We start from the raw sequence: 12,646 nt of genomic DNA, 5'->3' as shown, positions 1-12,646 counted from the left end.
AAGAGTTTTAGGTCAAGGAGAAAGGACAGTAATGTCAGATATAATCATTGCATTCCCAAATCCCGATGACAGCAAGATTTTAAGATCTATTTTGGTAAGAAACGGATATTCTATTGTAGGAGCGGTAGCATCAGGCGCTCAGGCAATAAATCTGTCGGATGATATTGATTATGGTATTGTGATATGTGCTTACCGGCTTAGTGATATGCAATATATGGAGTTAAGGGATAATATCAATGAAAGCTGTGAACTTTTACTGGTATGTTCGCCAAATAAACTGGGTGAAAATTTTGATGAAAATATAAATTTTTTGCCCATGCCTTTTAAAGTAGTAGAGCTGGTGAAAAAAGTGGGTGAAATATCCGATAGGCTTTATTATGAGAGAAAAAGAAAGAAAAAGCAGCAGGATAGAGGCGACAGAAATTTTTTGACAATACAAAAAGCAAAGGAACTTCTTATAAAGCATAAAAAGATGACGGAACCCGAGGCACATAAATATTTGCAAAAAAACAGTATGGAAAATGGAGATACAATTATCAATATGGCAAAAAAGATTTGTTTGCTATATGGCGGGAAAGAATAAATATTGACGGAGAATTATATGAAATTTATAAAAATGCAGGCGGCAGGAAATGATTATGTATATGTGGACTGCTTTAAGGAAAAGATAGAAAACCCCGGAGAAATTGCCATAAAGGTAAGTGACAGGCATTTCGGTGTGGGAAGCGACGGACTTATTTTGATATGTCCGTCAGATATAGCGGATGTAAAAATGGATATGTACAATGCTGACGGCAGCAGAGGTCTTATGTGCGGTAACGGCTCAAGATGTGTTGCAAAATATGCTTATGACCATGGCTATGTAAAGTCGAAAAATTTTACAATGGAGACCGGAGCAGGTATTAAATATATTGAAATAGAAGAAAAAGACGGTGTGGCAGACTATATAAATGTAAATATGGGAAAAGCCTTTATTACATCGGAGTTTCCTGAAAAGATATCTATAAATGGCGAAGAAAAAGAATTTATCGGAGTGGATGTGGGAAATCCTCATGCAGTATACTATGTGGATTCATTGGATGAACTTAAGATTATGAATCTTGAAGCTGTGGGAGAATACTATGAAAGACATAACAGATTTCCGGATAAGGTAAACTCGGAGTTTATTTATGTGGAAGATGAGAAAAACATACATATGAGAGTATGGGAGAGGGGCTCGGGAGAAACCCTTGCCTGTGGAACAGGTGCCTGTGCGGCGGCTTTTGCCACAATGAAGAAAGGTCTTTGCAAAAATCTGGTCAGAGTACATCTGCTTGGGGGAGATTTGGATATCAGTCTTGTAAATGATGAAATATATATGAGGGGAAGAGCTGAGTATGTATTTTTTGGTGAAATAAATTTTCAAAGTTTTTAGACAAAATCCATAGTGTAGAGGGAAAACTTACATATTTCTTTATGAATATAGTAAATTTTTAATAGATTACAGGCATGCCCTGCCATGTATAGGCAAAATTACATAAACAAAAATAAAAATTTATTGTTAAACTATTGATTTACTCGTGATAATGCATTATTATTTATGTGAAAGTTGTTAATATCTGCTATCAGATATTTAGAGTGGATTGGACGAGACAATTAATCATTGTCAAATTTGACAGCGGATTAATGACTGTCTCATTCGGATTTTTGTATGAGATGGTAGAGAAAAGTAATAGAGTAAAGGAGACAATTATATGATCTCAAACCAGATTCTTCAAAATACTATAGATGGTTTAAAGGTTATTACGAGAACAGAGCTTTGTGTTTGTGATGTTGAGGGTAAGGTTTTGGCAACTACTTTTGAGGAAGCCGATACTTATGGTATGCAGGTAAGTACATTTGCTAATTCGCTGGCGGATTCTCAGGCTATAAGCGGATTCCAATTCTTTAAGATTTTTGACGAACACCAGCTTGAGTATGTTCTACTGGTGCAGGGAGCTACAGATGATACATATATGGTGGGAAGGTTGGCATCATTCCAGATAGAGAACCTTCTTATAGCATATAAGGAAAGATTTGATAAGGATAATTTTATAAAGAATCTTTTGCTGGACAATCTTTTACTTGTGGATATCTACAATAGAGCAAAGAAATTGCATATTGAGACCAGTGTCAGAAGAGTAGTGTATATTATCGAAACAAAGAATGAGAGAGATGTATCCAGTCTTGAAGCGGTAAAGGCTCTTTTTGCGTCCAGAAATAAGGACTTTGTTACAGCTGTTGATGAGAGAGATATCATCCTTGTAAAAGAGATGAAGGAAGGCTCTGCATACGAAGATCTTGACAGAGTAGCCAGATCTGTTATAGATGAGCTTAATTCCATCGGTATTTTGAATGTAACTGTTGCTTACGGTACTATAGTTAATGAAATCAAAGAAGTGTCAAAGTCTTATAAAGAGGCTAAGATGGCTCTTGATGTAGGTAAGATATTCTATGCCGCAGAAAATATTGTAGCATATTCAAGACTTGGAATAGGAAGACTTATATACCAGTTGCCTATACCTCTTTGCAAAATGTTTATAAAGGAGATCTTTGACGGAAAGAATCCGGAGGATCTTGATGAGGAGACTCTTACAACTATTAATAAGTTCTTTGAGAACAGCCTGAATGTATCCGAAACATCCAGACAGCTCTTTATTCACAGAAATACTCTGGTTTATCGCTTGGATAAGCTTCAAAAGAGTACAGGACTTGACCTTAGAATGTTTGAGGATGCCATCACCTTTAATATTGCATTGATGGTTGTAAAATATATGTCCTATATGGATAAGCTCGGATATTGATTTGTGATAAAATAAAATATAAATTTTAGATGGCTTGAAATATGGGGAGGTATTATATCTCCCCTTTATTTTTAATGTGTGATATAGTAGTAGGTAGAGAATGGAGGATTTGTATGTTTGAACATCGTGAAAATGACGACTTTGAAAACTATATAAAAGAAAGACAGCAAAGAAGAGAGGATATGGGCGGTTCAAGCTTTAGAGAAGTAAGAACACAGAAACGAAAAGGGATAATTAACGGTTTTGTGTGCTTTATGCTTGGTATGATGGTTTCTGCCGTACTGGTATATGTAGGTTTTTCGGCGGTACTTAGCAGTGGAGGTATAATGCCAAGCTTTGCGGGCAAGAGAAGCGGCAAGCTTGATTATGATAGAATAGAGGAAAAGACTACACTTTTACAAAGTATTATAGAAGAATATTTTTTATTTGACGAAGATATGTCAAAGGTAGAAGACGGTATCTATGCCGGTATGATGAACGGACTCGGTGATCCTTATACTTTATATTATACCAAGGAAGAATATAAGGCATTAAATGAGGATACTGAGGGTAAGTATTCAGGTATAGGTGCCACAGTTTCTCAAAATCCGAATACAAAGATTGTTACCATTGTAAATGTGTTTGACAACAGTCCTGCAAAAGATGCGGGGCTTATGGCGGGAGATATTATTTACAAGGTAGACGGTGAGGAAATAACCGGAGCTGACCTTGATGTACTGGTAAAGACAAAGATAAGAGGTGAGGAAGGCTCAAGCTTTAAGATGACAATTCTCAGAGGTGATGAGAGAAAAGAAATAGAATTGGAACTTACAAGAAGGTCCATAGAGGTGCAGACGGTTACCGGCAAAATGCTGGAGGACAATATAGGATATATTGCCGTAAGTCAGTTTGATGCACTTACATCCGAGCAGTTTAAAACAAATATTGAGGAACTTAAATCACAGGGAATGACAAAGCTTGTAGTGGATCTTCGTGGAAATCCGGGCGGATTGCTTGATCAGGTTGTTGACATGCTTGATTATATTTTGCCGGAGGGACTGATTTTATATACTGAGGATAAAAACGGTGATGGAGAAAAGTATTATTCAGACGATAAGAATGTACTTAAGATTCCGATGGTAGTAATTGTAAATCAAAATTCGGCATCGGCATCTGAAGTTTTCACAGCAACATTTAAAGATTTTGAATGGGGCAAGGTGGTAGGAAAGACTACATTTGGCAAGGGTATTGTACAAAATGTGCTTCCACTTGGAGACGGTACGGCAGTAAAGATTACAACACAGCATTATTATCCGCCATCAGGCTATGATTTACACAAAGTTGGAATAAAGCCCGATGTGGAAGTGGATTTGAATGAGGGAGCACAAATCGGAAGCGAATCCGATAATCAGCTTAGTACCGCTGTTGATATATTAAAGAGCGAGGAATAAAAATGGATTTTCATTTTCTTGACGATCTGAAAAAGGCAAGTGATTTAAAAAAAGAAAAAGAAAATATGAAAAAAATAAAGGCGGATATAATATCCGCCTCAGATACCGAGGGAAAAAAGGCTATTTATAAATACTTCAACGGAGAGGCTATTATAGATAGCCTTTCTATGTCTGCAGATGTAGCCAAAAAAGCGAGAGAGCTGATAAAGGGTGGCAAAATAAAGCTTGAAAATGTAAGTGAGGAAAGAAAGAATCACATTTATAGGACAAGCTTTTATCATGATTATGAGTCGGATATATATGGAAAGGCTGTTGCAAAAGTAGAATCAAATGATGACTGTGAAGTCAGTATAGAATTTGATAAGGAAAGTCTCTGCAGTGCATATTGCAGTTGTAGAAAATGTATCGGTAAGAACAGAATTAACAGCTATTTTAATGATAAGAAAAATTGTGAACATGTGGTAGCTGCCGTTTTTTTATTGAATGCATATCTGGACAGCCATGAGCTTGGAGATGAAACAAATTATTTCGGGAACAGTTTGCTTTCATATTTTGATGAGGAGCATGTCTATGACAGTGAAGCCGTAAAGATAGTTCCAAAGCTGATATTGGATGATGACAGATTATATATTCAATTTAAAATAGGTAGAAAAAAGTTTGTACAGATAAAAAAATATGTGGATTTTGTAGGTGCACTCAGAGATAATGATGTATATCCTTTGGGGAAAAATGACAGTGTAAAACTTGGATATTCTGCATTTGAAGAGAACAGTATAAAGTATATTAAGTTTATAGAGGAGATTGTGGACAGAGAGGCTGCAATAAGTTACGGTTTGCTTGACAATCCTAAGACAAGACTTAATACATCAAGAATACCGGTGGATGCCTCCAATATAGATGAATTATTTGAACTCTTATCAGGTGAAAAGATTGAATTGACCAACGAAACATTTTATGAAAAGAAGGTTTCAGAAATCGAGCTTAGAGATCATAATGAGAGAATCGGAATAATGATAAATCCGATATATGACCGAGGGCAGTTTGCAGGAATAAATCTGAATATAGATTTTCCTATGTTTTTAGATTCAAATAAATATATATATTGTCTGAAAGATAATTATTTTAACAGATGTGATGAAAATATTTTAAAATTTTTTAGTGCATTAAAAGTTTCAGAATACGGATACCGTGATATAAACATAGGAAGAAGAAATATCGGAAGATTTTATTCAAATGTATTGCCGGCTATAAGAGAGTTTGCGGATATTGTGGACAATGCACCGGAGGCTATAGAGTTTGTACCTGAAAAAGCGGATATTACCTATTATCTTGATATGGAAAAAGATACGGTTATAGGCAGAGCAGAAGCTTTTTACAGCGGAGGAAAAGTGGATGTAATCTCAGGTAAGGTGCTTGATAGAAATGATAAGGAGCTGCTTAGGGATCAAAGGCAGGAAGAAAGAGCTGTAGAGATCTTAAAAAGATATTTGCCTCAGTATACTCAAGGGAATTATCTATCCACATCAAATGAAGATGAACTGTATGAACTTAAAATTTCAGGTATTGAAATTTTAAATAAATATGGCAAGGTGCTTGGAAGCGAGTCATTTAATAATGTCAGAGTATATAAAAAACCTTCGGCAGGAATCGGAGTGTCCGTAAAATCAAATCTTTTAAGGCTGGAAATATTATCTGAGGATATGAGTCCGGATGAACTTGCAAATATAGTGACAAGTTATAGAAAAAAGAAAAAATATTACAGACTTAAGAGCGGTGCCTTTATAGATATGGACTCGGATTATCTGAAAAACTTTAATGAGATGCTGAATGTTTTGGAGATATCTTCAAAGGATTTAAGAGCCGGTGCACTTTGTGTTCCGCTATACCGCTCACTCTATATTGATGAAATGATGGTGGCACATGAAGAACTGGTGGAAAAAAGAGATGAAAGTTTTGCAAAACTTATTGAAAAATTTGATAATATAAAAAATATGAACTTTACTCCACCTCCTGAGGTTAAAAACATCTTAAGAGAATATCAAAAAGAGGGATTTAAATGGCTAAGATCCGTGGAAGAACTTGGGTTTGGAGGTATTTTGGCTGATGATATGGGGCTTGGAAAGACCTTACAGATTATATCATTTTTGATGGATGCAAAAAAATGCGGCAGACTGAGAAAAGCAATTATAGTATGTCCGGCATCTTTAGTATATAATTGGAGTGAGGAAATATCAAAATTTGATACTGAAAATATACTTACCGTATCGGTACTTGCGGCGGGTAAGGAAGAAAGACAAAAAATCCTTGAGGAGCATGACGGTGTGGATATTTATATAAGCTCCTATGATACTTTAAGAAGAGATATAAGTTTGTATCATGATATAAAGTTTTCGCATCAGATAATAGATGAGGCACAGTTTATAAAAAATCAAAATACCGGAGTGGCAAAGGCGGTAAAGGCATTGAAAGCTGATGTAAAATTTGCTCTGACGGGAACACCGATTGAGAATAGATTGAGTGAGCTTTGGAGTATATTTGATTATATTATGCCGGGATTTTTATACAGTTATAATTCATTTAGAAGTAAATATGAAAACAGTATAGTAAAAGACGGTGATGAAAACAGTGCAAAGCTTCTCTCAAAGATGATCAGCCCTTTTGTGCTCAGAAGATTAAAATCCGAAGTGGCTATGGATCTTCCGGATAAGATTGAAGAGATTAGGACGTCAAGATTTGATAAAGAGCAGCAATTGGTATATGATATAGAGTTAAGCAGATTAAAAGAGGTGGTGGAAGGAGATAAAGAGTATAACAGTTCAAAGATGATAATACTGTCGGAAATAACCAAACTCAGGCAGATTTGCTGTGATCCGGGACTCATTTTTGAAAATTACAGCGGAGGGGCGGCAAAGCTTGAAACCTGTGTGGATCTGGTAAAGAGCGGTATTGAAGCAGGGCATAAGATACTCTTATTTTCACAATTCACATCAATGCTTGATATTATCGAAAAAAGATTTAAAGAGGAAAATATAAGCAGTTATATGATTACCGGTTCTACAAGTAAGGAAAAGAGAATACAGTTGGTCAATGATTTTAATAATGATGATACAAATGTATTTTTAATTTCTTTAAAGGCGGGAGGAACAGGATTAAATCTGGTTGGAGCCGATATTGTAATTCATTATGATCCATGGTGGAATTTTGCGGCGCAGAATCAGGCTACAGACAGAGCCCATAGAATCGGACAAAAAAACAATGTTACGGTATACAGGCTTATAACAAAAGGAACGATAGAGGAAAGAATAGTAAAGCTTCAAGAGTCAAAGAAAGACTTGGCTGACAGGGTATTAAACTTTGAAGAAGGAGTATCTTTGGCAAATATTTCAAAAGAAGAATTGTTGGAGCTTTTAGGATAGTTTAACAGGGGGAACTATGATAGGAGGTACAATGGGAGAAAATGTAACAATCAAGGAACTTATCAATGAATTGAATTTGACTAATTACACACCGGGAATAGATGTGGAGTCTATTATTGTAAAACATCCCGAGATAAACAGACCGGCATTGCAGCTGGCAGGTTTTTTTGATCATTTTGACTGCGAGAGAGTGCAGATAATAGGCAATGTGGAGAATGCATATATTAAAACTCTGGATAATGAGAAAAAGAAGGAGACCTATGACAAGCTTCTTTCATATCATGTGCCATGTATACTGTATGCCAGAGGTATACAGCCTGATGAAGATATGATCTCCTATTGTATACATTATGGAGTGCCATGCCTGGGTATTGACCAGTCCACTACATATGTTACAGCGGAACTTGTAAGATGGCTGAATGTAAAACTGGCTCCGGTAATCTCCATACATGGTGTTTTGGTGGATGTATTCGGTGAGGGTGTATTGATAACAGGAGACAGCGGAATAGGAAAAAGTGAGGCTGCCCTTGAACTTGTAAAAAGAGGGCACAGACTTGTATCTGATGATGTGGTGGAGATAAGGAAGGTGTCACAAAAGACTCTTGTCGGAACCGCACCTGATATAACAAAGCATTTTATTGAACTTAGAGGAATAGGTATCATAGATGTAAAGGCATTATACGGTGTTCTCAGTGTAAAGGATACACAGTCCATAGATTTGGTTATACAGCTTGAGGATTGGGTTCAAAATAAGGACTATGACAGACTTGGACTTGAGGATAATTATATAGAATACCTCGGCAATCAGGTAGTGTGTCATGTATTACCTGTAAGACCGGGAAGAAATCTGGCAATTATTGTTGAAACAGCGGCTGTAAACCATAGACAAAAGCAGATGGGATATAATGCGGCAAAGGAATTGTACAACAGAGTACAGGCAAATATAGCCGGAAAAGATTGAGATTAAACATATTAGCGGAGATAAGATGCAAATGGATTTTAAAAGCATCCTGGGTGAAAATTGTAAAACCGGGGAGTTGTTAAAGGATCACACCACCTTTCATGTAGGGGGTGAGTGCAAATTCTTTTTGACTCCCGTGACCGAGGAACAACTTTGCCTTTGTATGGATATAATAAGAAAAGAAAATTTGAAATATTATATCTTTGGAAAGGGCAGCAATATATTGGCGGATGACAGAGGTTTTGACGGAGTTATTATATCTACAGAATGTTTAAATGACATTATTGTACATGATGGGGTATATATTGAAGCCGGTGCGGGAGCAGGACTTGATAAAATAAGTGATTATGCTATGGAGAACTCTCTTACAGGATTTGAATTTGCCTGTGGAATACCGGGAAGTCTTGGCGGTGCAATCGTAATGAATGCCGGTGCCTATGACGGAGAAATGTCACATGTGCTGTATCAGATAAAAATTTTATCTGAGGATGGCGGTATAAAGTGGAAAGAGGCTTCAGAGCTTGAACTTGGCTATAGAAAAAGTAATATTTTAGCCAATAATGAAATCGTACTTGCGGCAAGATTAAAGCTTGAGCATGGGGAAAAAGAAAAAATAAAAGCTAAAATAGAAGACTTAAATGATAGAAGAAGGGAAAAACAGCCACTTGAATATCCAAGTGCCGGTTCCACTTTTAAAAGACCGGAGGGATATTTTGCGGGAAAGCTTATAGATGATGCAGGTCTTAGAGGATTTAAGCTTGGAGGAGCGGCAGTATCGCAAAAGCATTGCGGTTTTGTGATAAATTATGATAATGCTTCATCAGAGGATATCAAAAGCTTGATAAAGCATGTCAAAGATGTCGTATATGAAAAGTTCGGTGTAAAATTGGAATGCGAAGTAAGGATGATTTGATATGAAAATAGTTATTGTAACAGGGATGTCCGGTTCGGGTAAGACTGTTGCATTAAAGATGTTTGAGGATTTCGGGTATTACTGTGTAGATAATTTACCTGTAGAGCTGCTTTTAAACTTTGTGGAGCTTACTGTCGAATCAGAGAGAGGTATGAACGGCATAGCCCTTGGAATTGATATAAGGAGCGGACTGAGCGGCTTGCAGGAGGTCTTTGATGAGCTTTGCCACAGAAGAGTAAATATGGAAATACTGTTTCTGGAGGCGGATGATGAAACTTTGATAAAAAGATATAAGGAGACCAGAAGAAATCATCCTCTTGCATTGGAGGGCAGACTGATAGACGGAATAAGTCAGGAAAGAGAAAGACTGGCATTTTTAAGAGAGAGAGCCGACAGGATACTTGATACAGGGAGATTTTTAACAAAGGAACTTAAGCAGGAGTTAAAGAAAATCTATGTAGAGGGTAAAAGTTTTAACAACCTCTTTGTTACGGTGCTTTCATTCGGATATATGTATGGCATACCTGAGGATCCGGACCTTTTATTTGATGTCAGATTTTTGCCCAATCCCTTCTATGACCATGGTCTAAGATTAAAAACCGGTGAAGAAAAGGAAGTGGCGGACTATGTTTTCTCAAATAATGACGGAAATATTTTCCTTGATAAGCTGGATGATATGATAAATTTCTTGATACCCAGATATATAGACGAGGGTAAAAGTGCTTTGGTAATAGGTATAGGATGCACAGGCGGACAACATCGCTCGGTGGCTATAGCATCAGCACTTAAGGAAAGACTTGATAAGATAGAAGGTATAGGTGTCAGACTGGAACATAGAGATATGGGAAAAAATATTTCACGAATTGCACAGAGATAGGAGAATAAATGACATTTTCTTCAGAAGTAAAAAATGAACTTACAAGGATAAATCCGTCTGTAAGACATTGTGTACTTGCAGAAATTTTGGCAATTGTTTACTTTATCGGTACAGTTTCTTTATCGAAAAATGGTGAAATATCTTTAAAAATAAGTACTGAATATTCAGGACTTGCCAGAAAGTACTTTACATTAGTCAAAAAAACATTTAATATAAATACAGATGTAGTGATAAGCAATAGTACTTTGGTAAGGCGTAAGCGCCTATATTCCGTAAGTATCGTAGATAGTGCGGGAGCCGGAGAGGTGCTTAAAGCTATAAAGCTTCTTAAAAATCAAGAGTTGATTGATAGTTTGCCGCTGGATGGTAATACTGTTTTACTTAATTCCTGTTGCAAAAAGGCTTTTTTTAGAGGGGCATTCCTTTCCTCAGGTTCAATAACCGATCCTGAGAAGTGTTATCACCTTGAAATTGTATGTTCGTCTATGGAGGATGCGGCTTTTTTAAAGGAACTTATGGAGGATTTATCTCTCCTGCCAAAAATTACCGCAAGGAAAAAGGCCTATGTAGTGTATATAAAGGACAGTGATCAAATTTCATTGGCGCTTGGTCTGATGGAAGCACCTACATCGCTCATGAATTTCGAGAATATTCGAATATTAAAAGGAATGCGAAACGATGTAAATCGGAAAGTGAACTGTGAAACTGCAAATATAAATAAAACGGTTTCGGCAGCACTTTCTCAACTTGAGGATATACAACTTATTAAAGAGATGATGGGACTGGAAAAATTGACATCAAATCTGGAGGCGATAGCCAATGCCAGACTGGAAAATCCTGATGCTTCATTGGTGGAACTTGGAAAAATGATTATTCCACAGCTCGGGAAAAGTGGGGTTAATCATAGGTTGCGTAAACTCTCAGACATCGCGAGTCAGCTAAGGGAACAAGTAAGGAGAGAAAATGGTTAGGAAGTCAGTTAAGGTTGCAATAAATGCAAAAACTGAAGCCAGACCGGTAGCTATGCTAGTACAGGTGGCCAGCCAGTTTGAAAGCAGGATTTATGTTGAAAGTGGTACTAAGAAGGTAAATGCAAAAAGTATCATGGGCATGATGACATTAAAGTTTGGTGATGGCAAAGAGGTATATATATCAGCAGACGGTGATGATGAAATACATGCCGTGAATGAGATGGAAAGATATTTAACTTCAGCAGCGGTATAGCTGATGGAATATATTGCATTTACAAAGTATGAAAAAGCCGGTATTAAGGACTCTAATTTTGTATAAAATATGACGGTCAGCCAATTGACCTTATAAAAATACAAAATCAGAGTCTTTTTCCTGTGTTATTTTAAAAATACTCTTGCATTCTTATAAAAAAGAGTGTATTATTATGCAATAACAATTGATAAATATACAGATGGAGGATCTTATGAAGAAAAAAATATTAGCATTACTTATAACAGGATTGATGGTAGCAAGTTTGGCAGCCTGCGGAGGTTCAAAGAGCGCCGATACAAAACCGGGAAGTGAAAATGCAGACGGCAGTGTAAAGACCATACAGTCGGGAAAGCTTGTAGTGGCAACAAATGCAGAGTTCCCACCATATGAGTACCATGAGGGAGATAAGATTGTAGGTATTGATATGGAAATAGCCGATGCAATAGCAAAGAAAATGGGGCTTGAGCTTGAGATAGAGGATATAGCCTTTGATTCTGTTATCTTAGAGGTAACATCAGGTAAGGCTGATGCGGGAGTGGCAGGTATATCCGCTACGGAGGAGAGAAAACAAAGCGTAGACTTTTCCGACACCTATACCACATCCAAGCAGCTTATTATAGTAAAGGAAGATTCAAAAGTTGCTTCAGGTGCGGATCTTGAACGAAAAACTGTCGGAGTACAGACAGGTACTACAGGAGATCTTTTGGCAAGTGATATAAAGGATGCAACTGTTGAACGCTATGCAAAGGGTATGGATGCGGTTCAGGCACTTAGCCAAGGTAAGATAGATGCAGTTGTTATTGACAGCGAAGTTGCAAAGAAGTTTGTGGAAGAGACAAGCGGACTTAAAATTTTAGATGAAGCATATGCAGAGGAACAGTATGCCATTGCAATCAAAAAGGGAAATAAGGAACTTTTAGATGGGGTAAACAAGGCACTTTCAGAGCTAAAGGCTGACGGAACAATAGACAGCATTATAGCAAAATATATTAAGGCAGAATAA

General features: G+C 36.9%; 11 protein-coding genes. All 11 read left to right on the top strand.

Translation table 11 applies throughout. The annotated features are described in order from the left end of the window. Positions 1 to 31: 31 nt before the first annotated feature. The 11 genes from J4O15_RS01875 to J4O15_RS01825 all read left to right on the top strand — a co-directional run bounded on the left by J4O15_RS01875 (position 32) and on the right by J4O15_RS01825 (position 12,646). Positions 32 to 583 (top strand): ANTAR domain-containing response regulator, encoded by a 552-nt coding sequence (locus J4O15_RS01875; RefSeq protein ID WP_208099474.1) that lies wholly within the window; start codon positions 32 to 34, stop codon positions 581 to 583. A gap of 18 nt (positions 584 to 601) precedes the next feature. After that, complete coding sequence (gene dapF / locus J4O15_RS01870; RefSeq protein ID WP_208099473.1) at positions 602 to 1,414, top strand: diaminopimelate epimerase; 813 nt, start codon at positions 602 to 604, stop codon at positions 1,412 to 1,414. Positions 1,415 to 1,733: 319 nt separating this feature from the next. After that, positions 1,734 to 2,822, top strand: a complete 1,089-nt coding sequence (locus tag J4O15_RS01865; RefSeq protein ID WP_208099472.1) for a PucR family transcriptional regulator — start codon at positions 1,734 to 1,736, stop codon at positions 2,820 to 2,822. Positions 2,823 to 2,935: 113 nt separating this feature from the next. Then, positions 2,936 to 4,252 carry a S41 family peptidase gene (locus tag J4O15_RS01860; protein ID WP_208099471.1) on the top strand — a complete coding sequence of 439 codons (1,317 nt, stop codon included), beginning with the start codon at positions 2,936 to 2,938 and terminating at the stop codon, positions 4,250 to 4,252. Positions 4,253 to 4,254: 2 nt separating this feature from the next. Continuing rightward, the gene (locus J4O15_RS01855; protein WP_208099470.1) at positions 4,255 to 7,668 is read left to right on the top strand and encodes a DEAD/DEAH box helicase; all 3,414 of its coding nucleotides are present in this window, start codon (positions 4,255 to 4,257) and stop codon (positions 7,666 to 7,668) included. A gap of 31 nt (positions 7,669 to 7,699) precedes the next feature. Beyond that, complete coding sequence (gene hprK, locus J4O15_RS01850; RefSeq protein WP_208100254.1) at positions 7,700 to 8,629, top strand: HPr(Ser) kinase/phosphatase; 930 nt, start codon at positions 7,700 to 7,702, stop codon at positions 8,627 to 8,629. 31 nt (positions 8,630 to 8,660) lie between these two features. Beyond that, complete coding sequence (gene murB / locus J4O15_RS01845) at positions 8,661 to 9,542, top strand: UDP-N-acetylmuramate dehydrogenase (protein ID WP_208099469.1); 882 nt, start codon at positions 8,661 to 8,663, stop codon at positions 9,540 to 9,542. Position 9,543: 1 nt separating this feature from the next. After that, positions 9,544 to 10,419 carry an RNase adapter RapZ gene (rapZ, locus tag J4O15_RS01840; RefSeq protein WP_009219884.1) on the top strand — a complete coding sequence of 292 codons (876 nt, stop codon included), beginning with the start codon at positions 9,544 to 9,546 and terminating at the stop codon, positions 10,417 to 10,419. 8 nt (positions 10,420 to 10,427) lie between these two features. Further along, positions 10,428 to 11,390, top strand: coding sequence for a DNA-binding protein WhiA (gene whiA / locus J4O15_RS01835; RefSeq protein WP_208099468.1), 963 nt, complete (start codon positions 10,428 to 10,430; stop codon positions 11,388 to 11,390). Then, positions 11,383 to 11,643 (top strand): HPr family phosphocarrier protein, encoded by a 261-nt coding sequence (locus J4O15_RS01830; protein ID WP_009219882.1) that lies wholly within the window; start codon positions 11,383 to 11,385, stop codon positions 11,641 to 11,643. Before whiA ends, J4O15_RS01830 begins: the two co-directional genes overlap by 8 nt. Before the next feature lie 211 nt (positions 11,644 to 11,854). Continuing rightward, the gene (locus tag J4O15_RS01825) at positions 11,855 to 12,646 is read left to right on the top strand and encodes a basic amino acid ABC transporter substrate-binding protein (RefSeq protein WP_208099467.1); all 792 of its coding nucleotides are present in this window, start codon (positions 11,855 to 11,857) and stop codon (positions 12,644 to 12,646) included.

This window comes from Lachnoanaerobaculum sp. Marseille-Q4761, assembly GCF_017565785.1.
Taxonomy (GTDB): Bacteria; Bacillota; Clostridia; order Lachnospirales; family Lachnospiraceae; genus Lachnoanaerobaculum.
This window is presented reverse-complemented; position numbering and strand designations above follow the sequence as displayed.